General features: G+C 60.0%; 26 protein-coding genes and 1 pseudogene. 7 read left to right on the top strand and 20 right to left on the bottom strand.

Annotated elements, in window-relative coordinates:
• Positions 1–59: 59 nt before the first annotated feature.
• The gene (yjdP, locus tag ACLH1I_RS19320; RefSeq protein WP_004206366.1) at positions 60–413 is read left to right on the top strand and encodes a DDRRRQL repeat protein YjdP; all 354 of its coding nucleotides are present in this window, start codon (positions 60–62) and stop codon (positions 411–413) included.
• Between the two features lie 22 nt (positions 414–435).
• On the opposite strand, the gene phnP is transcribed toward yjdP, so the two are convergent.
• The 13 genes and pseudogenes from phnP to ACLH1I_RS19255 all read right to left on the bottom strand — a co-directional run bounded on the left by phnP (position 436) and on the right by ACLH1I_RS19255 (position 9625).
• On the bottom strand, positions 436–1194 hold the full coding sequence (gene phnP / locus ACLH1I_RS19315) for a phosphonate metabolism protein PhnP (RefSeq protein ID WP_198079876.1): 759 nt from the start codon (positions 1192–1194) through the stop codon (positions 436–438).
• Positions 1195–1209: 15 nt separating this feature from the next.
• A complete protein-coding gene (phnN, locus tag ACLH1I_RS19310) occupies positions 1210–1773 on the bottom strand; it encodes a ribose 1,5-bisphosphokinase (protein WP_004206368.1) in 564 nt (187 codons plus the stop codon).
• A complete protein-coding gene (gene phnM / locus ACLH1I_RS19305) occupies positions 1773–2909 on the bottom strand; it encodes an alpha-D-ribose 1-methylphosphonate 5-triphosphate diphosphatase (protein ID WP_198079877.1) in 1137 nt (378 codons plus the stop codon). The genes phnN and phnM overlap by 1 nt, the downstream gene beginning before the upstream one ends.
• Positions 2906–3586 (bottom strand): phosphonate C-P lyase system protein PhnL, encoded by a 681-nt coding sequence (phnL, locus tag ACLH1I_RS19300; RefSeq protein WP_004206372.1) that lies wholly within the window; start codon positions 3584–3586, stop codon positions 2906–2908. The genes phnM and phnL overlap by 4 nt, the downstream gene beginning before the upstream one ends.
• A gap of 107 nt (positions 3587–3693) precedes the next feature.
• A complete protein-coding gene (gene phnK / locus ACLH1I_RS19295; protein ID WP_004206373.1) occupies positions 3694–4452 on the bottom strand; it encodes a phosphonate C-P lyase system protein PhnK in 759 nt (252 codons plus the stop codon).
• Positions 4449–5297: an alpha-D-ribose 1-methylphosphonate 5-phosphate C-P-lyase PhnJ gene (locus ACLH1I_RS19290; protein WP_002885202.1), complete on the bottom strand. Its 849-nt coding sequence runs from the start codon at positions 5295–5297 to the stop codon at positions 4449–4451. The genes phnK and ACLH1I_RS19290 overlap by 4 nt, the downstream gene beginning before the upstream one ends.
• The gene (locus ACLH1I_RS19285; RefSeq protein WP_017900090.1) at positions 5290–6354 is read right to left on the bottom strand and encodes a carbon-phosphorus lyase complex subunit PhnI; all 1065 of its coding nucleotides are present in this window, start codon (positions 6352–6354) and stop codon (positions 5290–5292) included. Before ACLH1I_RS19285 ends, ACLH1I_RS19290 begins: the two co-directional genes overlap by 8 nt.
• Positions 6355–6939 carry a phosphonate C-P lyase system protein PhnH gene (gene phnH, locus ACLH1I_RS19280; RefSeq protein WP_004206375.1) on the bottom strand — a complete coding sequence of 195 codons (585 nt, stop codon included), beginning with the start codon at positions 6937–6939 and terminating at the stop codon, positions 6355–6357.
• Positions 6936–7388: a phosphonate C-P lyase system protein PhnG gene (gene phnG / locus ACLH1I_RS19275; RefSeq protein WP_004206376.1), complete on the bottom strand. Its 453-nt coding sequence runs from the start codon at positions 7386–7388 to the stop codon at positions 6936–6938. The genes phnH and phnG overlap by 4 nt, the downstream gene beginning before the upstream one ends.
• Positions 7389–8114, bottom strand: coding sequence for a phosphonate metabolism transcriptional regulator PhnF (phnF, locus tag ACLH1I_RS19270; protein ID WP_004206378.1), 726 nt, complete (start codon positions 8112–8114; stop codon positions 7389–7391).
• Between the two features lie 155 nt (positions 8115–8269).
• Positions 8270–8704, bottom strand: coding sequence for a VOC family metalloprotein YjdN (yjdN, locus tag ACLH1I_RS19265; protein WP_032456862.1), 435 nt, complete (start codon positions 8702–8704; stop codon positions 8270–8272).
• 228 nt (positions 8705–8932) lie between these two features.
• Positions 8933–9268 (bottom strand): zinc ribbon domain-containing protein YjdM, encoded by a 336-nt coding sequence (locus ACLH1I_RS19260; protein WP_004206382.1) that lies wholly within the window; start codon positions 9266–9268, stop codon positions 8933–8935.
• An 87-nt stretch (positions 9269–9355) separates the two neighbouring features.
• Positions 9356–9625: pseudogene (locus ACLH1I_RS19255) on the bottom strand (hypothetical protein).
• Between the two features lie 187 nt (positions 9626–9812).
• On the opposite strand from ACLH1I_RS19255, the gene proP reads away from it, so the two are divergent.
• Positions 9813–11315, top strand: a complete 1503-nt coding sequence (gene proP, locus ACLH1I_RS19250; RefSeq protein WP_023291673.1) for a glycine betaine/L-proline transporter ProP — start codon at positions 9813–9815, stop codon at positions 11313–11315.
• 49 nt (positions 11316–11364) lie between these two features.
• On the opposite strand, the gene melR is transcribed toward proP, so the two are convergent.
• Positions 11365–12303, bottom strand: a complete 939-nt coding sequence (melR, locus tag ACLH1I_RS19245; protein ID WP_004206385.1) for a transcriptional regulator MelR — start codon at positions 12301–12303, stop codon at positions 11365–11367.
• A gap of 239 nt (positions 12304–12542) precedes the next feature.
• Between melR and ACLH1I_RS19240 the strand changes: the two genes are divergently transcribed.
• The 4 genes from ACLH1I_RS19240 to ACLH1I_RS19225 all read left to right on the top strand — a co-directional run bounded on the left by ACLH1I_RS19240 (position 12543) and on the right by ACLH1I_RS19225 (position 17017).
• Positions 12543–13895, top strand: a complete 1353-nt coding sequence (locus ACLH1I_RS19240; RefSeq protein ID WP_032456863.1) for an alpha-glucosidase/alpha-galactosidase — start codon at positions 12543–12545, stop codon at positions 13893–13895.
• A gap of 93 nt (positions 13896–13988) precedes the next feature.
• On the top strand, positions 13989–15404 hold the full coding sequence (gene melB, locus ACLH1I_RS19235) for a melibiose:sodium transporter MelB (RefSeq protein ID WP_032456864.1): 1416 nt from the start codon (positions 13989–13991) through the stop codon (positions 15402–15404).
• A gap of 275 nt (positions 15405–15679) precedes the next feature.
• A complete protein-coding gene (parM, locus tag ACLH1I_RS19230; RefSeq protein ID WP_004146678.1) occupies positions 15680–16636 on the top strand; it encodes a plasmid segregation protein ParM domain-containing protein in 957 nt (318 codons plus the stop codon).
• Between the two features lie 9 nt (positions 16637–16645).
• Positions 16646–17017 carry a plasmid partitioning/stability family protein gene (locus ACLH1I_RS19225; RefSeq protein ID WP_004206390.1) on the top strand — a complete coding sequence of 124 codons (372 nt, stop codon included), beginning with the start codon at positions 16646–16648 and terminating at the stop codon, positions 17015–17017.
• Between the two features lie 209 nt (positions 17018–17226).
• On the opposite strand, the gene cbpM is transcribed toward ACLH1I_RS19225, so the two are convergent.
• The 3 genes from cbpM to ACLH1I_RS19210 form a co-directional block, all read right to left on the bottom strand.
• Positions 17227–17532, bottom strand: a complete 306-nt coding sequence (cbpM, locus tag ACLH1I_RS19220; RefSeq protein ID WP_020481009.1) for a chaperone modulator CbpM — start codon at positions 17530–17532, stop codon at positions 17227–17229.
• Positions 17532–18449 (bottom strand): curved DNA-binding protein, encoded by a 918-nt coding sequence (cbpA, locus tag ACLH1I_RS19215; RefSeq protein WP_023319528.1) that lies wholly within the window; start codon positions 18447–18449, stop codon positions 17532–17534. The genes cbpM and cbpA overlap by 1 nt, the downstream gene beginning before the upstream one ends.
• Before the next feature lie 145 nt (positions 18450–18594).
• Positions 18595–19278: a TerC family protein gene (locus ACLH1I_RS19210; RefSeq protein ID WP_004206393.1), complete on the bottom strand. Its 684-nt coding sequence runs from the start codon at positions 19276–19278 to the stop codon at positions 18595–18597.
• A 225-nt stretch (positions 19279–19503) separates the two neighbouring features.
• Between ACLH1I_RS19210 and ACLH1I_RS19205 the strand changes: the two genes are divergently transcribed.
• Positions 19504–20289 (top strand): DsbA family protein, encoded by a 786-nt coding sequence (locus ACLH1I_RS19205; RefSeq protein ID WP_004206394.1) that lies wholly within the window; start codon positions 19504–19506, stop codon positions 20287–20289.
• Positions 20290–20336: 47 nt separating this feature from the next.
• Here ACLH1I_RS19205 and pgaD read toward each other — a convergent pair whose 3' ends face one another.
• The 3 genes from pgaD to pgaB are packed head-to-tail and all read right to left on the bottom strand — an operon-like array spanning position 20337 to position 24122.
• The gene (gene pgaD, locus ACLH1I_RS19200) at positions 20337–20786 is read right to left on the bottom strand and encodes a poly-beta-1,6-N-acetyl-D-glucosamine biosynthesis protein PgaD (protein ID WP_032456868.1); all 450 of its coding nucleotides are present in this window, start codon (positions 20784–20786) and stop codon (positions 20337–20339) included.
• A complete protein-coding gene (pgaC, locus tag ACLH1I_RS19195; protein ID WP_032456869.1) occupies positions 20783–22114 on the bottom strand; it encodes a poly-beta-1,6-N-acetyl-D-glucosamine synthase in 1332 nt (443 codons plus the stop codon). The genes pgaD and pgaC overlap by 4 nt, the downstream gene beginning before the upstream one ends.
• Positions 22107–24122, bottom strand: coding sequence for a poly-beta-1,6-N-acetyl-D-glucosamine N-deacetylase PgaB (gene pgaB, locus ACLH1I_RS19190; protein ID WP_004206397.1), 2016 nt, complete (start codon positions 24120–24122; stop codon positions 22107–22109). The genes pgaC and pgaB overlap by 8 nt, the downstream gene beginning before the upstream one ends.
• Positions 24123–24130: the final 8 nt, after the last annotated feature.

Raw genomic sequence — 24130 nt, 5'->3', positions numbered from 1 at the left:
TACCCGGGCGGCATGCCGATGATTAAGGTAGCGGCAGGACTCTGATGAGATTGGCCCCGATGAAACGTTACGCAATCGCACTGCTCTTTTGCACTCTGTCGCTGACCAGCCTGGCCGCCCGCGCCGATATTATCGATGACGCGATCGGCAATATTCAGCAAGCCATTAACGACGCCTATAACCCGGGTAGCAGTCGCTCTGATGACGACGACAGATACGATGACGATGGCCGGTATGATGACGGGCGCTATCAGGGAAGTCGCCAGCAGAGCCGTGACAGCCAGCGTCAGCATGACGATCGGCAACGCCAGCTGGACGATCGCCGCCGTCAGCTGGATGAACGCCAGCGCCAGCTCGATCGCGATCGCCGTCAGTTAGAAAGCGATCAGCGTCGTCTGGACGATGACTATTGATCGCCCCGCAGCAGACCGACGCCTAATCCAGCACGATTTCCATCCCGTCATAACCCGCTTCGAAACCTTCCGGTAGCGGGTTATCCATCATCCAGACGTCAAACTGATGGCTGATATGGGTGAGGATCACCCGCGGACAGCCTATCGCCTGGTTAAGGGCGCGAACGGTATTGAAATCGTTATGGTTACGCGGGGTCTGCGCCCGCGGCTCATGGCTGCAGTCGATGATCATCGCCTGCGGGCGGTTGCTGAGTAAAAACTTCAGCGTCTTGTCCGGCAGCCCGGCGGTATCCGAGAGCCAGGCTACCCGACTGTGGGCCGACTCCAGCAGATAACCGAAGGTGAGCTTCGAATGCTTGAGCGGCAGGGGCGTTACCCGCAGGCCCTGCAGCTCAAACACCACAAACGGCGTGACGGTATGGCTGAAGTCGAGCAGGCCGGGGTGCTTGAGCAGATCGTCGCAGCCGGCGTCGTCCGGCGGGCCGTAGACCGGGATCGGCGCGCCCACGCCCCAGCGCAGCGGAAACAGCCCCTGCACATGATCCAGGTGATAGTGGGTTAGCAGCACCTGCTGAAAGCTGCCGGCGGGATGATGTTCCATCAGATCCGGTCTGCCGGCGTCCAGCAGCGTCACTGCGCTGTTGAACGTCACCACCCCGCTACAGGGGCGTCGGCGATGGCTTTCCTCGCGGCGGGCGCGGCGGCAGGCCGCGCAATCGCAGCCAAAGGCCGGCACCAGCTGAGCGCCGCCGGTGCCGGTTAAGCGGAGGGTCAGGCTCATCGTGTCACCTTTGGTTTATACCAGCGGATCCGCTTCGCGCACCGCGTGGCTGCGCAGCAGGCGGAAAAATTCATCGACCGATTGTCGGAGACTGCCGTCGTTATTCAGCGTCAGGCAATCGTCCGGCTTATAGCGCGCGGCGCGGTCCAGACGCTGGGCGATATCCACCGCATTTTCCCGGCCGCGCTGCTCCAGCCGCTGGCGCAGCACCGGCGGCGAGACGGCGAGACAGATCGGCACCAGCACCTCGCCGTAGCGTTCCCGCGCCAGCGCCAGATGGGCGCGGGAGCCATTGGCCACCACGTCGAAGCCGGCGTGCAGCCACAGGTCGATCTCCACGCCAATGCCATAGTAAGTATGGTTGGCGTGCCAGCTGAGGGCAAAGAGATGCTGCTCGGCGCGGGTAAAAAATTCATGTTCGCTGAGGGCGATATGGTTTTCGTTACCGGCGTTAAAGGGCCGGGTAATGTAACGATGCGCCACCAGCAGCTGCGGGTGCTCGCGCTGGCGCAGCGCCGCCAGCAGGCTGTCTTTCCCGGAGCCGGAGGGGCCCACCAGCCAGATCAGTTTTCCCGGCATTAAAAGATCCTCCTTCCCTGGCGCCAGACATGGTCGATGTGGACATGCTCGCCGCGACGGTGCGCCAGCACCAGGTCGGCGCGTTTCCCCTCGGCGATGACGCCGCGATCGTCAAGGCCCAGCGCCTGCGCCGGATGTTTGCTGACCAGACGGATCGCCTGCGCCAGGGTGAAGGCGTTATCCTCGGCGTCGGCGATGCGGAATGCGGCATCCAACAGGCTGGCGGGATAGTAGTCGGAAGAGAGAATGTCGAGCAAACCGTGGTTCGCCAGCTGGTGGGCGGCGACGTTGCCGGAGTGGGAACCGCCGCGCACGATATTCGGCGCCCCCATCAGGACGTGCATCCCGTGCTGACGTGAAGCCTGCGCCGCGGCCAGGGTGGTGGGAAACTCGGCGATGACGCTACCCAGCTGGTGGGATTCAGCCACATGCGCCTCGGTGGCGTCGTCGTGGCTGGCGAGGGCGATACGGCGGGCGCGGCACATGGCGGCGATGGTCTGGCGATTGGGCTGCGACCAGGTGGCGGCCAGAGCCATCTGCTCGGCTTCAAAACGGTCCATTTCGTCATGCGTCAGATGATATTTTCCCTGATAGTAATCGCGGTACTTGCTGCGATCGGCGTACTGACGCTGGCCGGGCGAGTGGTCCATCAGAGAGACCATGCTCACCGACTCGCGATCGATCAGCTTTTCAAACAGCGGCAGCGTGGTGTGATGCGGCAGCTCGCAGCGCAGGTGCAGGCGGTGTTCGGCGCGGTTGAGACCGCGCTTTTGCGTATCCTCCACGGCATTGACCATCTTCTCCAGATTCTCCAGACGATCGCCGCCATCGCGCACGTCGCCAATCGCCACGGCGTCCAGCACGGTGGTGATGCCGCTGGCGACCATCATTGCGTCGTGGCTGCTCATCGCCGAGTGGGCCGGCCAGTCTACCTTCGGCCGCGGGGTAAAGAACTTGTCGAGGTTATCGGTATGCAGCTCGATAAGGCCCGGCAGCAGCCAGCCGCCTTCGCCATCCAGCGCCTGCGGCAGCCGGCTCTGGCTTTCGGCGAAGGCGAGGATGCGACCGTCCTGGACTTCCAGCGAACCGTGGACCACGTCATCGTCGAGAACCAGTTTTACGTTATTGATAATCATGCTGTTATTCCCATGGGGTGCAGCCGGTCGGCGACCTGACGGCGTACCCCTTCGTCATGGAAAATCCCGACGATGGCCGCGCCGCGCGCTTTGGCATCGTGGATCAGGTCGACCACGGCAGCACTGTTTTTGCCATCCAGTGAGGCGGTGGGTTCATCGAGGAGCAGGATCGGATAGTCGACCGCAAAACCGCGGGCGATATTGACCCGTTGCTGTTCGCCGCCGGAAAAGGTCGACGGCGCAAGGTGCCACAGACGTTGCGGAACGTTGAGGCGGGTCAGCAGCTGGGCGGCTTTGGCGGCGCTCGCTTCACGCGGCGTCCCGAGATCGAGCAGCGGCTGCATCACCACCTCCAGCGCCGAAATACGCGGGATCACCCGTAGAAACTGGCTGACCCAGCCGATGGTGGTTTTGCGCACTTCCAGCACCTTGCGCGGCGTGGCGGTGACCAGGTCCACCCATTCGTCGCCGTGGCGGATATGAATATGGCCGCTGTCCGGCAGATAGTTGGCGTACAGCGAACGCAGCAGGGTCGATTTGCCGCTGCCGGAGTGACCGTGGAGCACCACGCACTCCCCGGCGTTAACGGTCAGCGAGGCGTCGGCCAGCACCGGCAGACGCACGCCGTGCTGCTGGTGCAGAACAAAGGTTTTATGGACGTTTTCAACGCGGATCATGTTAGCTCTCACGAGGTTGGGTTGCCGGGTGGCGTTTCGCTTACCCGGCCTACGAATAACGCACCTGTGGGCCGGGTAAGGCGCAGCCGCCACCCGGCAAAACAGCATTAATTCTGCAACACCGACGACACCAGCAGCTGGGTATAAGGATGGTGCGGATCGTCGAGCACCCGGTCGGTTAAGCCACTTTCCACCACCTGGCCCTGCTTCATTACCAGCAGTCGGTTCGCCAGCAGGCGGGCGACGCCGAGATCGTGGGTAACAATCACTACCGCCAGATTCAGCTCCACCGCCAGGCCACGCAGCAGATCAAGCAGCCGCGCCTGCACGGACACATCCAGCCCGCCGGTGGGTTCATCCATAAACACCAGCTTCGGCTGGGTGACCAGATTGCGGGCAATCTGCAGACGCTGCTGCATGCCGCCGGAGAAGGTGGTGGGCAGGTCGTCGATGCGCGAGGGCGGGATCTCCACCTCCTGCAGCCACTTTTCAGCGGTGGCGCGAATGTTGCCGTAGTGGCGGGCGCCGGTGGCCATCAGCCGTTCGCCGATGTTGCCCCCGGCGGAGACCTGGCGACGCAGACCGTCCATTGGGTGCTGATGCACCACCCCCCATTCGGTGCGCAGCAGGCGGCGGCGTTCGGCTTCGCTCATGGCGTACAGCGAGCGCTGCTGGTACAGCACCTCGCCCCGCTGCGGCGTCAGGCGGGCGGAGATTGCCTTCAGCAGGGTGGTTTTACCGGAGCCGGACTCGCCGACGATGCCGAGCACTTCTCCCGGCCACAGCTCGAAGGAGACATCGCGAAAACCTTTATCCGGGGCGTAGAGATGGGTCAGGTTATTCACAGCAAGTAATGGCTGGTTCATTTTTTCTGCCCCTCGCTCTGCTGGCGGCAATAGTCGGTATCGGAGCAGACAAACATCCGCTGGCCGCTGTCATCCAGCACCACTTCGTCGAGGTAGCTGTGGCGCGAGCCGCAGATGGCGCAGGGTTCATCCCACTCCTGGACGGTAAATGGGTGGTCGTCGAAATCGAGACTCTCCACCGGGGTATAGGGCGGCACGGCGTAGATCCGCTTTTCGCGCCCGGCGCCGAACAGCTGCAGCGCCGGCATCATATGCATTTTCGGGTTATCGAATTTCGGGATCGGCGAGGGATCCATCACGTAGCGGCCATTGACCTTCACCGGGTAGGCGTAGGTGGTGGCGATATGGCCGAAGCGGGCGATATCTTCATACAGTTTCACCTGCATCACGCCGTACTCTTCCAGGGCGTGCATGGTGCGGGTTTCGGTTTCACGCGGCTCGATAAAGCGCAGCGGCTCCGGGATCGGCACCTGGTAGATCAGGATCTGATCCTCCACCAGCGGCGTCTCCGGGATGCGATGGCGGGTCTGGATCAGGGTGGCGTCTTCGGTACGCTCGGTGGTGGCGACGCCGGTAACACGCTTAAAGAACTGACGAATCGACACCGCGTTGGTGGTGTCATCGGCGCCCTGGTCAATCACCTTCAGCACGTCGTTCTCGCCGATGACGCTGGCGGTCAACTGGATGCCGCCAGTGCCCCAGCCGTAGGGCATCGGCATTTCGCGACCGCCGAACGGCACCTGGTAGCCGGGAATGGCTACCGCTTTGAGAATAGCCCGGCGGATCATGCGCTTGGTTTGCTCGTCGAGATAAGCAAAGTTATAGCCAGTCAGTGGGTTAGCCACGTTCGTTCTCCCGTTGCAGGCGTTTCAGCAGCGCCAGTTCGGCCTGGAAATCGACATAGTGCGGCAGCTTCAGATGCGAGACGAAGCCGGCGGCTTCAACGTTATCGGCGTGGGCCAGCACAAACTCTTCATCCTGGGCGGGACCGGCAATCTCTTCGTCATAGTCCGCCGCCTGCAGGGCGCGGTCGACGAGGGCCATGGCCATCGCTTTGCGCTCGCTCATGCCGAAGGTCAGACCGTAGCCGCGGGTGAAGTGCGGCGGCTCATCCTGCGGGGCGACGAAGCCGTTGACCATTTCGCATTCGGTGAGCAGCAGCTCGCCAATATTGACGCTAAAGCCCAGCTCTTCCGGGACAATCTCCACCTGCACGTAGCCGCTGCGGATCTCGCCGGCAAACGGATGGTTGCGGCCATAGCCGCGCTGAGTCGAATAGGCCAGCGCCAGCAGGTAGCCTTCATCGCCGCGCATTAGCTGCTGCAGGCGCGAAGAACGTGAGCAGGGGTAGACCGGCGGGGTGCGGGTGATATCGTCGGGCGGTGTGCCGCGATCTTCCTCGGCCTTCGCCAGACCCTGCTGCGTGAGCAGGCTAAAGACGTGCGGCGTCGGCTGCGTGTCGCACTCGGCTTGCTGCACAGAAGGCGCTTCGCCGTTTGCCAGCAGGGTAAAATCGAGCAGGCGGTGGGTGTAGTCGTAAGTGGGGCCCAGCAGCTGGCCGCCGGGGATATCTTTGTACACTGCCGAGATGCGGCGTTCGAGACGCATTTTGGCGGTGTCGATCGGTTCGCTAACCGCCAGCCGCGGCAGGGTGGTGCGGTAGGCGCGCAGCAGGAAGATCGCTTCGACGTTATCGCCGCTGGCCTGTTTGAGCGCCAGCGCCGCCAGTTCGCGGTCGGCGATGCCGCCCTCGGTCATCACCCGGTCCACCGCCAGATTGAGCTGTTCGCCTATCTGGTCAACGCTCAGTTCGGGAAGCCGTCCATCGCCCCGTCGTTTCTGTTCCTGTAAGGCGTGAGCGGCGCGGATCGCCTTCTCGCCGCCCTTGACGGCAACGTACATTTAGCAAACCTCCACGTGAGTGGTGCGCGGGATCGCCAGCAGGCGCTCGCCGCAGGTGAGGATCAGATCAATGCCCAGCGGGAACGGGTGTGGGCGCTCCGTCAGTTCGTCAATGATGCAGTCCGGCAGCTGAGGGGCGATCATTCGCTCTTCGGCAATGCCCGCCCCGGTCAGGCGCAGCATGCGTCCGCCGCTAAGGCTGGCGAGCTGAACGATCAGCGTGACGCCGGTCTCCGGGGCGGTGACGGTGCCAGCGGAGAGGACGTTGAGCTGCTCGGCGCTGATGCCGTCATTGGCGACGGCAAAGACCGCCTGCTGCGGCTGGTCCACCAGCGGCGCGCCGGTATGAAAGCGCAGATTCTGTCCCACCAGATCGTTATGCAGAGCGCTGGCGAGCCAGACCGGCGTTTCGTGATCGGCAAGGGTCAATAGCAGGCTGGTGGAAGCGACGTTCAGCGGCTGCCAGCCGTGCTGTAACTGCTGCAGGGAGACAATCACCCCCGGCTCGCTCATCGCTTTCAGCAGGCGACGAAAACTGTGTTGGGCATCCTGCACAGCCAGGGAAAAAGCGGGTTGTAAGGTCATGCGTTATCTCCGCGAACCAGGGTAAAGAAGTCGACCCGGCTGGCGTTGACTTCGGCGCGTCGGGCTTCAATGCGCGCGCTGCGTAGCGCTTCCAGCGGGGTTATCAGGGTTTCCATTAAATTGTGAAAATGGCGGGGTGACTGCAGCAGGGCGTCGATGGCCGCGCAGCGTTCGGCGTGCGGGCGGTCGCGGCCTAAGATCCAGCTGTAGCCGAGCGTTCCGTCGGCCAGACGTACCGCGGCGCGGGTGAGCGTGGCGTCGCCGGCGAAGAAACGGTCGCCGATACCGCCCATCCGGGCCTGAAGCTGCACCAGGCCAGTCTCGGGAGTGCGGATCAGTTCATACTCCGGCGCCAGCTGCAGGGAGTGCATGCGCGCCAGAAGATCTTGCGGTTCACTGTGGGCCAGCACGGACATCCAGCGCTGGCGGGTGGCGGTATCGAAGTGCATTCAGTGCTCCATGGTGAATTCAATCATGTCGGCGCGGGTGAGGCTGACGGAGTATTCGGTGGCGGCCTGCTCGCCCTGGCGGCTGTTGAGGGTGCGGACGCAGAGCAGCGGCGCCATATTGGGGATCTCCAGCAGTTTGCTCTCTTTCGCCTGTGCGCGACGGGCGCTGATTTTGGTGCGCACCCGGGTCAGTTCGACGTCAAGCCGATCGCGCAGCAGGTCGTGCAGCGAGCCGTGGCTGAAGGTCTGTAACACCGGCCAGAAGCGCAGGTCGGCGAAGTAGTGGTCAATCAGGCACAGGGCGACGCCATTGACCCGGCGCAGGGTGCGCAGATGAATGACGTTCTCGCCCTCGCTAATACCAAAGGCTTCGGCAACGTGCGCGCTGGCGGGGCGCAGTACCGACAGCAGTTTTTCGCTGGTGGGATCGCTGCCTTGTTCCAGCAGGTTTTGGCTGAAACGCGCCTGGGCGTTGAGTGGGTAATCGATCGGCCGCATCAGCACCAGCACGCCCACGCCCTGACGGCGTTGTACCCAGCCGCGCTCAACCAGCTGGTCGATCGCCCGGCGCAGGGTGTGGCGGTTAACGTCGAAGCGCGTCGCCAGCTGCTGCTCGGCGGGCAGATAGTCACCGCAGCGATAGTGGTGGCGCAACTCCTGCTCAAGCCGGGCGGCGATTTCCTGATAGCGCGTGGGATAACTGGTCGGATGTCTGGACAGGTGCATGGTTATCAAGCCTCACACAGCATAGGCGAGGAGCTTCCTCGCGTTGTGAGCCGATCCTGACCGGTTTATGTTGCAGTTCGGTTAAGTGATGATGACTAAAGGATGAAGAGTTAATGCCAGACGGATGACAGGGCGGCCAAGCCGCCCTGGCGGGGTCAGCCTTGTTTGACCACGTTGATCATCCAGGGAACGCCAAAGCGATCCACGACTTTGCCGAAGCCGTGGGCCCAGAAGGTTTCCTGCCAGGCCATCTCAATGCGTCCGCCGACCGCCAGCGCTTCGAACCAGCGCTGACCTTCAGCGACATCCCTGGGATCGAGGACGAGGGTGAAGCCGGCGTAGTGTTCATCGGGCCCGAAGGCGCTGTCGCTTAGCATCAGCTCGCCGTTGCCGATGCGCAGGCTGGCGTGGGCGATGGCGTCATTCGCCATCTTCTGGCCAGACGGGCAGCCGTCAGAGGCTTCCTGCGCCGAAGGCGGCATTTCGCCAAAGGTCATTTTAAACATCAGCTCCGCGCCCAGCGTCTGCTGATAGAAGGCGATCGCCTCGGCGCAGTTGCCCGCAAAGGCAAGGTAGGGACTTAAGGACATGGTGAATACCTCAGTGACCGTAACCCGTAAAGCGTAGTCGCCCGCAGCGGGATTGAGCCAGACGGCAGCGCGAAAATGGGGGTGGGAATACCGCTGCAGGGGGCAGCATAAATAGCGGCGGCTGGCCGGATAAATAACCGGATACGCAGGGAGGCGAGGGACCGTCAGGATATCGGGAGCGGCGACGGCGATAGGGGAAAATAATCGCGTCGCCTGCCCGGAAATAAATCAGTTCTTTTTGACGAATTCAGATTTCAGCTTCATCGGGCCAAAACCGTCAATTTTGCAGTCAATATTGTGATCGCCTTCGACCAGGCGGATATTCTTCACTTTGGTGCCGATTTTCAGCATCGAAGAGCTGCCTTTAACCTTCAGATCCTTCACTACCGTGACGCTGTCGCCATCGGCCAGTAAATTGCCGTTGGCATCTTTAACGATCAGAACGTCGGTTTCTTCCGTGGCTTCGGCAGGGTTCCACTCATGGGCGCATTCCGGGCAGATGTACATGCCGTTGTCTTCATAAGTGTAAGTCGAATCGCATTTTGGGCAGTGTGGCAGTTGCATGACGTTCCTCGTGATGTCGTCGAAAAACAGGACGTTGGTCCTTTAAACAGTGGCTGAGAGCCGAAAGTGGGTGTGATTATAGCGCAATCACCCACTTTTGTCGGGTGTTTTTTTGATAAAAAATAGCCGTGGTGTTATTCCGGGAAGAAGCGAATAAACGCTGAAATTAACCGCCCGAGGTGGAGCAAAATCGACGAAATAATTTCCGGGCGATCGGCAGGAAATGAACTTATTTATTTTTCGACACTCTGTAATTAGGCGGTAAATTTATGTGAAGTTGATCGCAGATATAAACACTGTTAGGGTAAAAAAGGGGAGCAGGTCAATTTCATCAATTATCACGATGAGCCGCTCTATTTATCCACCAGTAGCCAGAGCAGGCGTCAACAGGTTCGGTTGTACATTCTGTCAGCAGACAGTGCAGGCAAACCTGCTACGCTTGAAATGAGGAGCACAGCAATTCACCGCTCCTGACGCACGATGCGAATGGCTTTGCCATTCGGCGAAGAGGCGTGCACTCAAGGCGGAGTAGCAGAGGAAAAATATGCTTAAAAGGAAAAAAATAAAGCCCATCACCCTTAAGGATGTGACCATCATCGACGATGGTAAACTGAAAAAGGCGATCACCGCGGCCTCCCTGGGCAACGCGATGGAGTGGTTCGATTTCGGCGTCTACGGCTTTGTGGCCTACGCCTTAGGTAAAGTCTTCTTCCCCGATGCCAACCCAAGCGTGCAGATGATTGCCGCACTCGGCACCTTTTCCGTTCCATTTTTAATTCGTCCGTTAGGCGGCCTGTTCTTCGGGATGCTGGGCGATAAATATGGTCGGCAGAAAATTCTCGCGATAACTATCGTGATCATGTCGATAAGTACTTTCTGTATCGGCCTTATTCCTTCGTATGCCACGATAGGTATCTGGGCGCCGATCCTGCTGCTGCTGTGTAAAATGGCGCAGGGCTTCTCGGTCGGCGGTGAATATACCGGGGCATCGATCTTCGTCGCGGAATACTCCCCTGACCGTAAACGCGGGTTTATGGGCAGCTGGCTGGACTTTGGCTCCATCGCCGGGTTTGTGATGGGGGCTGGCGTGGTGGTCCTGATCTCCAGCGTGGTGGGGGAACAGAACTTCCTTGAGTGGGGTTGGCGTATCCCGTTCTTCCTGGCGCTGCCGTTAGGCATCATCGGCCTCTATCTGCGCCATGCGCTGGAAGAGACCCCGGCGTTCCAGCAGCATGTGGACACCATGGAGCAGGGCGACCGAGAAGGTCTGCAGGACGGGCCGAAGGTCTCCTTTAAAGAGATTGCCACTAAGCACTGGCGCAGCCTGTTGACCTGTATCGGTCTGGTGATTTCCACTAACGTGACCTATTACATGCTGCTGACCTACATGCCGAGCTACCTGTCGCATAACCTGCACTACTCGGAAGACCATGGGGTGCTGATCATCATCGCCATCATGGTCGGGATGCTGTTTGTGCAGCCGGTTATCGGCATGCTCAGCGACCGCTTCGGCCGCCGTCCGTTTATCCTGATTGGTAGCGTGGCGCTGTTTGCCCTGTCGATCCCGGCCTTCATTATGATCAACAGCAACGTGACGAGCCTGATCTTCGCCGGTCTGCTGCTGCTGGCGGTGGTGCTGAACTGCTTTATCGGCGTGATGGCCTCATCGCTGCCGGCGATGTTCCCGACGCATATCCGCTTCAGCGCCCTGGCCAGCGCCTTTAACATCTCGGTGCTGATTGCCGGTCTGACGCCAACCCTGGCGGCGTGGCTGGTGGAGACCACCCAGAACCTGATGATGCCGGCATACTACCTGATGGTGATCGCGGTGGTGGGTATGGCGACGGGCCTGTCGATGAAAGAGACGGCTAACCGTCCGCTGAAAGGGGCGACCCCGGCGGCGTCGGACATCCAGGAAGCGAAAGAAATCCTTGGCGAGCACTACGATAACATCGAACAAAAAATCGAAGATATCGATCAGGAGATCGCCGATCTGCAGGCAAAACGGTCGCGTCTGGTGCAGCAGCATCCGCGTATCAACGACTAACTGTTTTCACTGCTAATCATGCCGCCTGGGGAAACCCCGGCGGCATTTTTTATGCCTCCGGCAAGGCCAGACCGTGACGACGCTGTTGGCTAAGTTTACGGTACTGCTGCGGCGGCATCCCCACGTAGCGGGTAAAGGTGCTGTAGAAACGGCTGCTGGAGCGGAAACCGGCGGTGAGGGCGATATCCAGGATGGTCTTGTCGGTATCGCTCAGCAGCGCCCGCACGTGATTGATACGCATGGCGGTAATGTACTGCTTCATGGTTTGCTGCATCACTCTCTGGAATACCCCCATCGCATAGTTCGGGTTGAGCTTAACGTGCTCGGCGACGGCATTGACGGTCAGCGCCTGGTCGTAGTGGGCGGCGATAAATTCCAGCATCTGGCTGACATAAAACTGCGCATGGCGCGAGACGCTGTTCTTATGGGTGCGCGAGGTTTTGTTGACCAGAATCGGCTGCCAGCCGGCGAGGCTCAGCCGCTTCAGCATCAGGGCGATTTCATCGATCGCCAGCTGGCGAATCTGTTCATTGTCGTGGTTCAGCTCCTGCTGCCAGCGGCGCACCTCGAAGGCGCTCAGCTGCTGGGCGGCGAGGGATTTAATCACCATCCCGTGAGTGACGTGGTTGATCAGCTCCCGGTCCAGCGGCCATGAGAGAAACAGATGCATCGGCAGGTTAAAGATCGCCATCTGCTGGCAATCCCCCGGGCGGGTCAACTGATGCGGCGTACAGGCCCAGAACAGAGTGATATAGCCTTTCTCTATGCGCACCACTTCGTTATTAATCAAATATTCCACGTCGCCATCGAACGGCACGTTGACCTCCACCTGGCCATGCCAGTGGCTGGTAGGCATGGCGTGCGGCGGGCGCAGCTCGATATCCATACGCTGATACTCAGAGTAGAGCGCCAGCGGGCTGCGGCTCTGCTTTTCATCGCTGCTGCACATAAAGGGATCGGGGGGCAGGGAGGTGAAGCGGTATTCCATCGTTAGCGTATTCCTGAATTGTCAGAGTGGCTGCATTTTTCGCCAGAACTGACCACAGCTTAGCGGAAGAATCGGCCCATTTTCTCTCCTTTTTGCGCAATCTGTTCCCGAAAACTCAGATTTTGTGGCGCTTAATGGCCGATCTGAGCTTTCGGGAATGCTCCGGTGGGAACAGGGCAGCGCAACGCTGAACGGCGTGCCACTCTGCAAGGGTTCAATGACCAGATGGAGAGAGCGTAATGACCGCCCCAAAAATTACCTTTATCGGCGCCGGTTCGACGGTGTTCGTTAAAAATATTCTCGGTGATGTTTTCCAGCGCCCGGCGCTGAAATCGGCGCATGTCGCGCTGATGGATATCGATGACACCCGGCTGGAAGAGTCGCATACCGTGGTGCGCAAGCTGATGGATTCCGTCGGCGCGAAGGGCGAAATCAGCTGCCATCGCGATCGCAAAACCGCCCTGCAGGGCGCTGATTTCGTTGTGGTCGCCTTCCAGATTGGCGGCTATGAGCCCTGTACCGTCACTGATTTTGAGGTCTGTAAACGCCATGGCCTGGAGCAGACCATCGCCGATACGCTGGGTCCGGGGGGCATTATGCGCGCCCTGCGCACCATACCTCATCTATGGGCTATCTGCGACGACATGACCGAGGTCTGCCCGGACGCCACCCTGCTTAACTACGTCAACCCAATGGCGATGAACACCTGGGCCATCTACGCCCGCTACCCGCATATTAAACAGGTTGGCCTGTGCCACTCGGTGCAGGGAACGGCGGAAGAACTGGCGCGCGATCTTGACCTCAACCCGGCGGATTTACGCTACCGCTGCGCCGGGATTAACCATATGGCGTTCTATCTCTCGCTGGAGAAAAAGCTCGCCGACGGCAGCTATGTCAACCTTTATCCCGACCTGCTGCAGGCCTACGCCGACGGGCGGGCGCCGAAGCCTAACCTGCACGGCAACCCGCGCTGCGAAAACATCGTCCGCTATGAGATGTTCAAAAAGCTCGGCTACTTTGTGACCGAGTCGTCGGAGCATTTTGCCGAATACACGCCATGGTTTATCAAGCCGGGCCGCGAGGACCTCATCGCCCGTTATAAAGTGCCGCTGGATGAATACCCGAAACGCTGCGTCGAGCAACTGGCCAACTGGCATCAGGAGCTGGAGAGCTATCAGCGCGGCGAGCGCATCGAGGTGAAGCCATCCCGCGAGTATGCCAGCACCATCATGAACGCCATCTGGACCGGCGAGCCAAGCGTGGTGTATGGCAACGTGCGCAATGACGGCCTTATCGACAACCTGCCGCAGGGCTGCTGCGTGGAAGTGGCTTGCCTGGTGGACGCCAACGGCATTCAGCCGACCAAAGTGGGCGCGCTGCCGGCGCATCTGGCGGCGCTGATGCAGACCAATATCAACGTGCAGACGCTGCTTACGGAGGCGATCCTCACCGAAAATCGCGATTACGTCTATTACGCCACGATGATGGATCCGCACACCGCCGCGGTGTTGGGGATCGAAGAGATCTACGCGCTGGTGGACGATCTGATCGCCAGCCACGGCGACTGGCTGCCGGCCTGGCTGCATCGTTAATCTTCTCATGCCGCCGGGGGCAACGATCCCGGCGGCGCCCTGCATGCTCTATCAAACACTGAAGGAGGCGCTGGCGACAGCGACCTGTACCCTATGAGTATTTCAATGACAACAAAGCTCAGCTACGGATTTGGTGCCTTTGGTAAAGATTTCGCTATCGGTATCGTCTACATGTACCTGATGTATTACTACACCGATATTGTTGGACTGTCGGTTGGGGTGGTCGGCACCCTGTTTCTGGTGGCGCGGATCCTCGATGCGATAGCCGATCCGATCATGGGGTGGATCGTGAATTGTACGCGATCGCGATGGGGAAAATTCAAACCGTGGATCCTGATCGGCACGATAACCAACTCGGTGGTGCTGTATATGCTGTTCAGCGCCCATCACTTCTCCGGCGGGGCGTTACTGGCATGGGTGTGGCTAACCTACCTGCTGTGGGGGTTCACCTACACCATCATGGATGTGCCGTTCTGGTCGCTGGTGCCGACTATTACCCTCGATAAGCGCGAACGTGAACAGCTGGTGCCCTATCCACGCTTTTTCGCCAGCCTGGCGGGATTCGTTACTGCCGGCGTCACGCTGCCGTTTGTCAGCGCCGTGGGCGGCGCCGACCGCGGTTTCGGTTTCCAGATGTTCACCCTGGTGTTGATCGCCTTCTTCGTGGTTTCCACCCTCGTCACGCTGCGCAACGTCCACGAGGTTTACTCCTCGGATAGCGGCGTGAGCGAGGATGCCAGCCATCTCTCACTGCGCCAGATGGTGGCGCTGATCTATAAAAACGATCAGCTGGCCTGCCTGTTGGGCATGGCGCTGGCTTATAACACGGCGGCGAATATTATCGCTGGCTTTGCGATTTACTACTTTACCTACGTGATTGGCAGCGCAGAGATGTTCCCGTATTACATGTCCTACGCCGGCGCGGCGAACCTGCTGACCTTAGTGCTGTTTCCGCGGCTGGTGAAAGGGCTGTCGCGACGTATTCTGTGGGCGGGAGCCTCGATCATGCCGGTGCTGGGCTGCGGCGTGCTGTTGCTGATGGCCCTGAGCGGGGTCTATAACATCGCGCTTATTTCGCTGGCTGGGGTGCTGTTGAATATCGGTACCGCGCTGTTCTGGGTGCTGCAGGTTATTATGGTGGCCGATACCGTCGACTACGGCGAATATACGATGAACATCCGCTGCGAAAGTATCGCCTATTCGGTGCAGACGCTGGTGGTGAAAGCGGGCTCGGCGTTCGCGGCCTGGTTTATCGCTATCGTGCTCGGTATCATCGGTTACGTGCCGAATGTGGCCCAGTCGTCCCAGACGCTGCTGGGGATGCAGGCGATTATGATTGCGCTGCCGACGCTCTTTTTTGCCCTGACGCTGTTGCTCTATTTCCGCTATTACAAGCTCAACGGCGATATGCTGCGTCGCATTCAGATTCACCTGCTGGATAAATATCGCCGGGTACCGGAAAATGTGGCTGAGCCGGAACGGCCCATTGTGGTACCCAACCAGGTGTAAAAAGCGTTCAAAAACCGCTGACGAAAGAGGGGAGGGATGCTCTCTTTTTGGACAAAAATGAGCGTAGAAAACGGGCGAAAAGAGAAAAACGTATTTCTCTAATCTATCTCAAAATGGTCTCTTTTTATGCGCACGGAGTTGCTGTTAGCTCCATTTGTTCTCAAATAAAACTCAGAATTGTCTCTTTTTCGTGCTCTTGCGCTGCTTTTTAACTCTTGCTACGCTTGTTGGGTGTTACATTTTTCTCTTATTTGTCTCAGTGATGGAGCAATGCGATGCGCATTTTTATCGATGATGGTTCAACCAATATCAAAATGCTGTGGGAGCAAGATGGCGAAACTTTCACCCATATCAGCCCCAACAGTTTTAAACGCGGCTGGTCTGCCACCTTCGGTTCCGGGAAGCCCTTTAACTACACCGTGGATGATGAAAAGTACTCATTCGACCTGATCACTCCCGATGCGCTCCCGACCAATAATATTGACTGGCAGTACAGCCCGTTGAACTCCATCGCTGTCCATCACGCGCTGCTGACCAGCGGTCTTGAGCCGCAGGACGTCGAAATCGTCGTGACGCTGCCGCTGACTGAATTTTATGACGAGGATGCGCAATATCGCCTCGACAACATTGAGCGCAAGAAAAAGAGCTTGCTGCGCGACGTTAAGCTGAATAAAGGCGTGGTCTTCAACATCACCAAAGTCACCGTGCGCCCGGAATCGATTCCGGCGGGCATTAGCCTGTGTGATGAACTCAAGCCCTCCCATTCGGTGTTGATTATCGACCTCGGCGGCACCACGCTCGATATCTCGATGGTCGCCGGGCAGATGACCTCGGTTTCGCGCATTTACGGCGATCCGAAGCTGGGCGTATCGCTGGTGACCGACGCCGTTAAGCTGGCGCTGGCGCGGGCTAACACCGATACCTCAAGCTATAACGTCGATCAGATCATTATCAATCGCCATGACGAAGAGTATCTAACCGATAACATTAACGATCCGGATGCGGTTTCTGAGGTGAAGAAGGTAATCAATAACAGCATCGAACGTCTGACCACCCGCGTCCTGACGGCTATCGATAGCTTTAAAGGCTACTCGCATGCCATCGTGATTGGCGGCGGTGCGCCGCTGGTGGCCGATGCCATTCGTGAACGTATGGGCCTGCGTGAGGACCGTTTCGTGGTGGCTGAAGAGCCGCAGTTCGCCCTGGTGCGTGGTCTGAAAATTATTGGCTAAGGAGCGTCTATGACTCTGGATCGCAGAAAAGTGCTGATTTACCTGCGCCCGGATATCAGCGCCAGCGAGCGCTTCGCGGACGCAAAAATTGAGGCCCACCACCGCGGCGACCGCGGCGATATGTCGCGCACGGCGCTGCTGGCGGGGCTGGCGTTAGGGGAAGTCGATAGCCGCTTGCCGTCGATGCTGGCGGCGCTGCTGGCGGAAGACACGAAACCGGAAACGCTGCGCAAGATGCTGGCCTCGTTCCTTGAGATCCAGCCGGCCTCTTCCGCCCCGACAGCCGCACCAGCGGCCGCCTCGGCTAAGGCGCCGGAGCCGCCCGCGCCGGTCAGCGAGAGCGTTTCGGCGCGCAACCTCGCCGGTTCGCTGCCGGACTAAGCGCTATTCGCGGTTTGCGCTATCCGGGAAACTCCCCGGCTTGCGCTGCGCTTAGCCGGGCTACTGTTTACACTGTCCGGTAGCCCGGGTAAGGCGGAACGCCGCGACTGGGAAATTCCCCGGCTTGCGCTGTGCTTAGTTTGTAGGCCGGGTCAGGCGTAGCCGCCACCCGGCAGTAAGACGGTACGCCGCCACCCGGGATGTCGCCCCTATCCGTGGGCGAGAAAGCGGGCCAGGCGCTGCTGCAGCAGGCGATTTTCGCGGGTCAGCCGCGCGTTCTCATCCAGCAGGGTCAGCGCTACCGCGATCCCCGGCCAGTCCAGCTCCAGCTCGTTACGCAGGCGCACCGCGCGATGGACAATCGTCACCGCGCTGTCGTCGAACAGCCAGGCGTCCGCCTGCGGCTGGTGCGGTTCAATCATGCCTAAGCCGACAATCTCCGTCAGCTCCTCTTCCGACACCCCGGTACGCAGGCACAATTCGGTAATGGTAAACGTCACTGTTACTGTAGCCATCAGGCTTTCCCCCATGTCTTACGCGGATCGAAGCTGGCTTCGGCGGTGGCCAGCTGTTGCCAGATCTCACGCGCTTTTTCATCTGGTTTTGGTGGCATCACAATTTTAATAACGGCGAACAAATCGCCGGTGTGGGTTTTGCTCACCAGCCCTTTGCCCTTGATGCGCAGGCGCTGCCCTGCCTGGCTACCCGGCGGCACCGTCAGCAGAATGCTCTCTTTCAGGGTGGGCACCGTGACTTTGGCGCCCAGCGCGGCCTCCCACGGCGCCAGCGGCAGGACGATCTCCAGGTTATGTCCCACGATATCGAACAGCGGGTGCGGGGCGATATGGATCACCAGCCACAGATCGCCGTTCGGGCCGCCGTTTTCGCCCGGCGTCCCCTGGCCTTTCAGGCGGATGCGCTGTCCATCGGCCACCCCGGCGGGGATCTTCACATTCAGCGTCTTCGGCGTTTCGCTTTCAATCATGCCGAACACGTTATACACCGGCAGGTTATAGCTGATGGTGCGGGTTTGCTCGGCCAGCGTCTCTTCAAGGAACACTGCGACCTCGATCTCCAGGTCGTGGCCGCGCGCCGCGTGCTGGCGGCGACGCTGATGCGCCTGCTGGCCAAACATGGAGGAGAAGATGTCGTCGAAATCCTGCTGGCTGTAGCTCTGCTCGTGGGTCTGCTGCTGGCGACCGAACCCGGGATCGTTGCGATGCTGCCAGAGCTGATCGTATTCCGCGCGCCGTTGCTCATCTTTCAGGACTTCCCAGGCTTCGGCGAGATCCTTAAATTTGGCTTCGGCATCGTTTTCTTTACTGACGTCGGGGTGGTACTTGCGCGCCAGGCGGCGGTAGGCGGTCTTGATGGTTTTCAGATCGTCGGTTGGTTGCACCCCGAGAATGGCATAATAATCCTTCAATTCCATGCTGTTATCTCATCTATGCTCAGTGCGGTGGTTACATATTCCCTGGATCAGGCGTCTGTATAAAGCGTAGGGCAAATGCGCCCTGAAGGGGAAGAAAAGTGGCGGAAACTTGACGCCGTCGGGGTCAACGGCGTCTTGGGCAAGGCTAGTCTTTCGCCTGCGGCCGCTGACGACGGCGCCAGCCTGCGAACAGCACCAGCAGCGCGCCGATGGCGCCGGCCAGGCGCGCCATGCCCTCGCCGGCAGTGGGAAACAGCTGGCGGAGGGTAGGGTCGCTGACCAGCATTGAGCCGGCAATCCAGCCGATGAGCATCCCGCCCAGCAGCACCACCGCGGGAAAGCGGGTGAGCAGGGCCAGCACCAGTTTGCTGCCGGCGACGATAACCGGGATGCTGATCGCCACGCCGAGGGCGACCAGCGCAATGTGTCCTTTGCCTGCGGCAGCCACCGCCAGCACGTTATCCAGCGACATGATCACATCCGCTACGGTGATGGTGATTGCGGTGCGCCACAGGCTGCCTGAGCTGGCAACCTCGCTCTCGTCCTCCTCATCACTGACCAGCTTGATGCCAATCCACAGCAGGAGCAACGCGCCGACTATTTTCAGCCACGGCAGCGACAGGAGATACAGGGCGATCGCCAGCAGCAGGATGCGCGCCAGGATGGCTCCTACGGTGCCGATGACGATCGCTTTGGTGCGTTTTTGCGGCGGCAGTTTGCGACAGGCCATGGCGATCACCACGGCGTTATCGCCGCCCAGCAGTAAGTCGATGGCGACAATCTGCAGCATAATCACTGCCATGTCCCATTGTTGAAGAAACGCATACATATTGAGAGAAACCACCTGAAATAAATACCACGAAAAGCCGCTGCGCAGGGGACTCCGCCCGGTGAGCGTTGACCGCTGGCGCCGGCCCGCGCCGACGCGCGTGGAACCTGAGCCTGAAAAATAAAGTTACGAATCAACGCGCCGTCGGGCAAGGCTTCGGCGAAAAAGGGTGATATTTTGTCATACAGACACACCTGCCGTTCACTTATCGCAAGGATCCCCACTATGTCTGGCCACAAGAAATACCTCTCTGTCGCCCTGCTGAGCGCTGTTTTACTGCCGGCGATGGCCTCTGCCGCTGATGCGCCGGCGACCTTCACCCCGGAACAGGAGGCGCAAATCGGCAAAATCGCCGCCGATTACCTGGTCGCCCACCCGGAAGTTCTCCTGCAGGCAAGCCAGAAACTGCAGCAAATTCAGGCTGAGCAACAGGCCAGCGCGGCCACCCAGGCGGTGCTGAAGAATGCCGCCTTGCTGACCCAGGATAAAAATACCCCGACTTACGGCCCGGCCAACGGCAAAGTCACGGTGATTGAGTTCTTTGACTACCAGTGCGTCTACTGCAGCCGGCTGGCGCCGGTGATGGAACAGGTGATTAAAGCGCATCCGCAGACCCGCTTCGCTTTTAAAGAGTGGCCTATCTTTGGCGGCCGCTGGGAAAGCTCGCTGGAAGCAGCGAAAACCGGCCTGCAGATCTATCAGCAGAAAGGGGCGGATGCCTATCTGACCTACCATAACGGGATCTACGCCACCGGACATAACGAAGGCAAGCTGACGACGGCGGATATCCAGCAGCAGGCGAAGAAAGCCGGCTTTGATGCGAAGAAGGCCAGCGACGTCGAACCGGTACTGCAGAGCATTAACGACCTGGCGCAGGAGATTGGTCTTAGCGGCACGCCGGGCGTGATCGTGATGCCGACCACCGGCGCCACGGAAGCCAGCATCACCGTCTTCCCGGGACTGGCGGATAAAGCCTCGCTCGAAGCCGCGATTAAAAAAGCCGGCGGCTGATCGGCGGCGTCGTTACCCGGTCAGGGCCGCCGAGGGCGGCTCTGCTATCATTCATGATCCCTTTCCTCGTTCGGCGGCGGCAGCGCGTGGCTTTTTAAATCAATAATCTGGCCAATGTGATCGTGGTAAACGGTCAGCAAATTATAGCGACTCATCTCGGAGATGATCTGCGGGGCGACGTTAAAGCTGCTGGCCAGCTCCTCATCCCGCAGGGTAAGCACCGCGGTGTGACGCCGGGTGTGGGCGCGGCGTCGGTTATAGTGATACCAGAGGATCAACAGCCAGCCGTTCAGCGCGGCAAGCAATAAATACACCAGCGCCGTATTCAGGGAGTCCATCAGCGACGACCAGCGCGGGGAGGGCGGCGCGATGAACTGCATCAGCAAATTGGCGTAAAGAAAGAACAGAAAACCGAGCCAGGCCAGCAGCGTTAAGCCGGCGTCCACCAGCCGGGGCAGCACGCGGTGTTCGGTTAAGATGAGCGTATTTTCATTCATCGCAGGCTTCCTTTTCCCCGGTCCGGGCTCACCCAGCGCGCGCGGGAACGTTGACGTTTCAACATCACCTTCGGAAAAGCGACCAGCGTGGTCAGCAGGCCGATCATCCAGTAAACCATCGGGAACCAGATCACCCAGAACAGGGATTTGGCCACCTTTTTCTCATAGCGCCGTTCGATATACAGGCTGGCGACGAACTGCAGCAGGCACATCAGGCCGAGCAGCATGCCGGTGAACTCAGGCGGAAACAGACTGTGCACGGTCAGGTTGTCCGGCAATGGCATCAGGCGGCTGAGGATAAACAGCAGGATGGTGACCGCGTAGGCAAAGGCCCACAGCGTGGAGCAGGCATACTCCAGAAACAGCGGCCACATCCGATGATGCTGCCAGTGAAACAGACGGCGCAGGTTGACCAGAAAGACTTCGGCCCCGCCCTGGGCCCAGCGCAGACGCTGCTTCCATAACCCTTTGAGGGTCTCAGGCATCAGGATCCAGCACAGCGCCCGCGGCTCGAAAAAGATGTCCCAGTGGCGGAGCTGAAGCTTCCAGCTGATATCAATATCTTCAGTGATCATATCCGGGCTCCAGTAGCCGACGTCCGCCAGGGCCTGGCGCCGGAAGGCGGCGATCACGCCGGAGACAGTAAAGACCCGGCCATAGATCCGCTGCGTCCGCTTGATAAGCCCAATGATCGACGAGAACTCCCCGACCTGAATGCGGCCGATCAGCGTGGATCGGGTGCGGATCCGCGGATTGCCGGTGACCGCCCCGACGTGCGGGTAGTGGATGAGCGGGGCGACCAGCCAGGCCGCGGTATCCCGGTCCAGCAGGGCGTCGCCATCGATGCAGACCAGCAAATCGCCGCGGGCGGCGGCGGCGCCCGCTTTGAGCGCCACCGCTTTTCCCTGATTGGCGGCCAGGTGGATCACCCGCAGCCTTGGCTCCTCCTGCGCCAGCTGCTGCAGCACCTGGGCAGTGTTGTCGGAAGAGCCGTCGTTAATCGCGATCACTTCGAGATTGGCGTAACGCTGGGCCAGCGCCGCGCTGATGGTCTCCCGGGCGTTTTTCTCCTCGTTAAAGCAGGGGATCAATATCGAGATCAGCGGATTGCCCGGCAGCGTCGGCGGCGGGGTATTCTCGCCCCACGGCCAGTGGCGCTCCAGCTGAAACCAGAAGTACAGACCCCCGGTGATCCATAGCACCGACATAAACAGCGGCCAGAAAAAGACAAAGTCGAGGATAAGCTCGCCGGTAAATACCGCTGCGACGCCTAACGGTAGCCCGAATACGAGGCATAAAATGCACAATGCGATAATACGATCAGTCATGGTCAGGGTACCACCAGGAAGAGAATTGCGGTCTGATACGGGAGATATCAGGCTGATTGTTAATGAAATCGTCTGGGTAGTAGCCGTAGTTTTTGACGCCGTTTAGCCGCAGCAAACGCATCCAGTCCGCCAGCTGTTGGTCAGGAATGGCGTTGTGCTGGCGTCGGCTCCAGTCTCTGGCCTGTAGCTCAAAGATGGTTTTCTTCAGCGCGCCCGGGTGGCGGGCAACGGTCTGCACCAGCCGCGTCAGCCAGGCCTGGCTGGCGTCGATCGGCACGGACTCCATCAGCGGCATCGCCATGGGCACCGTCCAGTCATAGGCGGCAAGGAAGTCATCCAGATTTTGCGCAAACCAGGCTTCGCTCTGCGGCTCCAGGATCGGCAGGGCGAAGAGATTACGCGCCGTTTTTACCTGCGGGCCGCGGATGGCCTGCACCGCCTGGCGCAGCTGCAGAGTGAAGCGGGTCAGGGTTTGGCTTTTGAAACGCATCCATGCTTCACGCTCCTGCGGACGCTGGGGCACCGGGCCGGCATCGCGCGCCAGGCTACTCTGCCGCCAGGCGGCGACCGCCTCCGGGCTCACGTCTTCAAAATCGGTCAGCACGGCGTCGTCGTGGAACAGAATCCCGCTGAAGCTGGCGTGTCGGGCCAGATCCTCATAGATGTCGGTGATCTGCTGGCGAACCCGCGGATCCCAGGGCGACAGGCGAACATAGGGCTGATGGGCAAGCAACGCCTTCCCGGTTTGCGGATCCCAGCGCTGAACGCGCGGCAGATCGGACGAGAGATCGAAGGCCAGCACCGGCATCCAGGCATAAACCTTCACCCCGCCGCGGGTCTGCAGCTGCCAGGAGACGAAGTTAAACAGGTCGGCGCGCATCGGCAGCCAGCGGTTGGGGAAATAGAGCGACTTGACCGTGCCGTCGCCCTGCGGGTCGGAGAAGGCCTGCAGAAAGACGTGGCTGATTTTCATGTCATAGACGCGCTGTATCAGCTTATCGATATTCTTTGCCTGCTGGACGGGATTGGGGTCATAGACATAGTCCAGATCGACATGCATCACCCGAACAGGATCGGCTTCCTGAATTTGCGTCACTGCGTTGGCAAAGGCCTTGATCGACGGGTTACCGGCGATCAGCATGCGCGGAATATTGTCCAGATCCTTCACGTTGCCCAGGCCGTCGTTCAGCGTAAACGCCAGCTGATACCCCTGCTGTTTGGCGATGGCCAGAGTGCTGCCGCTGGCGGCGCCGTAGGGCCACACCCAGGCGCGCGGCGCTTTCCCGGCGACGTCGTGGATTTTCGCCGTTACTTTCTGCACGTCATCGGTCATTCGCCGGGTAAACTGCGCGTCGCTTTCATAGCGGCCGGTGGTTTTATCCCAGCCTCGGTTGGCGGCGGCGGGCTCGCGGCTGCCTTGCGGATTGGCCGGCAGGCCGTAATGCGAGGCCCAGGTGTGCGCGCCGATCTCCACCAGCGGCGAGCGGCTGAGCTCGCGCACCATCTCCCAGGTGGCGAAGCGATCGCGCGGCGTCATCAGGCCACCAAAATTAACGGGCTGGTTGGCGGGGGTGTCCACCCAGCTGCCCACCGGCGCCCACAGCGCCGGAACGTTCCAGGCTTTAAGCAGCGGCCAGACGCGGGTATAAAAACTGCTATAGCCATCGTCGAAGCTGAGAAGAAAAGCCTTAGGCGGAAGCGACTTAAGGCCATGATGGGCGTCCAGAATGTCCTGAACGCTCACGGCATGGTAGCCGTGATGCAGCAGCCAGGCGATCTGCTCATTAAGCGCGCTGGTCCGCACCGAAAGATAACGCTGGTCGGCGGCGTCGTCTTCGACGTCATGATAGGCCAGCACCAGAAAGCGATCCGCCGGCCAGGGTTTATTGGCCTCCAGCTGGGGTCGTTGCTGCGGGGCGAGGAAGGGGACCTCCTCAGCACGCACGCTGAAGATAAGGCACAGCCAGCCGAGAAGCATCAGGCCGTTGCGCAGGGTCGTGTTCAGCATGGTCATCC

The sequence above is a fragment of the Klebsiella sp. 1SOBk10mer genome (genome assembly GCF_046602535.1).
GTDB classification, from domain to species: domain Bacteria; phylum Pseudomonadota; class Gammaproteobacteria; order Enterobacterales; family Enterobacteriaceae; genus Klebsiella; species Klebsiella quasipneumoniae.
Note: the sequence above shows the minus strand (reverse complement) of the source record. Positions and strands in the feature narration are given on the sequence as shown.

Bases quoted from the DNA above. Each gene is read 5' to 3' on its own strand.
- phnN (WP_004206368.1), bottom strand. From the start codon at position 1,773: ATGCCGGGAAAACTGATCTGGCTGGTGGGCCCCTCCGGCTCCGGGAAA.
- proP (WP_023291673.1), top strand. From the start codon at position 9,813: ATGCTTAAAAGGAAAAAAATAAAGCCCATCACCCTTAAGGATGTGACC.
- cbpA (WP_023319528.1), bottom strand. From the start codon at position 18,449: ATGGAATTGAAGGATTATTATGCCATTCTCGGGGTGCAACCAACCGAC.
- phnF (WP_004206378.1), bottom strand. From the start codon at position 8,114: ATGCACCTGTCCAGACATCCGACCAGTTATCCCACGCGCTATCAGGAA.
- yjdN (WP_032456862.1), bottom strand. From the start codon at position 8,704: ATGTCCTTAAGTCCCTACCTTGCCTTTGCGGGCAACTGCGCCGAGGCG.
- pgaC (WP_032456869.1), bottom strand. From the start codon at position 22,114: ATGACTGATCGTATTATCGCATTGTGCATTTTATGCCTCGTATTCGGG.
- phnM (WP_198079877.1), bottom strand. From the start codon at position 2,909: ATGATTATCAATAACGTAAAACTGGTTCTCGACGATGACGTGGTCCAC.
- melR (WP_004206385.1), bottom strand. From the start codon at position 12,303: ATGGAATACCGCTTCACCTCCCTGCCCCCCGATCCCTTTATGTGCAGC.
- melB (WP_032456864.1), top strand. From the start codon at position 13,989: ATGAGTATTTCAATGACAACAAAGCTCAGCTACGGATTTGGTGCCTTT.
- pgaD (WP_032456868.1), bottom strand. From the start codon at position 20,786: ATGAATGAAAATACGCTCATCTTAACCGAACACCGCGTGCTGCCCCGG.
- pgaB (WP_004206397.1), bottom strand. From the start codon at position 24,122: ATGCTGAACACGACCCTGCGCAACGGCCTGATGCTTCTCGGCTGGCTG.
- phnG (WP_004206376.1), bottom strand. From the start codon at position 7,388: ATGCACTTCGATACCGCCACCCGCCAGCGCTGGATGTCCGTGCTGGCC.
- cbpM (WP_020481009.1), bottom strand. From the start codon at position 17,532: ATGGCTACAGTAACAGTGACGTTTACCATTACCGAATTGTGCCTGCGT.
- ACLH1I_RS19225 (WP_004206390.1), top strand. From the start codon at position 16,646: ATGACTCTGGATCGCAGAAAAGTGCTGATTTACCTGCGCCCGGATATC.
- ACLH1I_RS19210 (WP_004206393.1), bottom strand. From the start codon at position 19,278: ATGTATGCGTTTCTTCAACAATGGGACATGGCAGTGATTATGCTGCAG.
- phnH (WP_004206375.1), bottom strand. From the start codon at position 6,939: ATGACCTTACAACCCGCTTTTTCCCTGGCTGTGCAGGATGCCCAACAC.
- parM (WP_004146678.1), top strand. From the start codon at position 15,680: ATGCGCATTTTTATCGATGATGGTTCAACCAATATCAAAATGCTGTGG.
- phnK (WP_004206373.1), bottom strand. From the start codon at position 4,452: ATGAACCAGCCATTACTTGCTGTGAATAACCTGACCCATCTCTACGCC.
- ACLH1I_RS19260 (WP_004206382.1), bottom strand. From the start codon at position 9,268: ATGCAACTGCCACACTGCCCAAAATGCGATTCGACTTACACTTATGAA.
- ACLH1I_RS19240 (WP_032456863.1), top strand. From the start codon at position 12,543: ATGACCGCCCCAAAAATTACCTTTATCGGCGCCGGTTCGACGGTGTTC.
- ACLH1I_RS19285 (WP_017900090.1), bottom strand. From the start codon at position 6,354: ATGTACGTTGCCGTCAAGGGCGGCGAGAAGGCGATCCGCGCCGCTCAC.
- phnP (WP_198079876.1), bottom strand. From the start codon at position 1,194: ATGAGCCTGACCCTCCGCTTAACCGGCACCGGCGGCGCTCAGCTGGTG.
- phnL (WP_004206372.1), bottom strand. From the start codon at position 3,586: ATGATCCGCGTTGAAAACGTCCATAAAACCTTTGTTCTGCACCAGCAG.
- yjdP (WP_004206366.1), top strand. From the start codon at position 60: ATGAAACGTTACGCAATCGCACTGCTCTTTTGCACTCTGTCGCTGACC.
- ACLH1I_RS19205 (WP_004206394.1), top strand. From the start codon at position 19,504: ATGTCTGGCCACAAGAAATACCTCTCTGTCGCCCTGCTGAGCGCTGTT.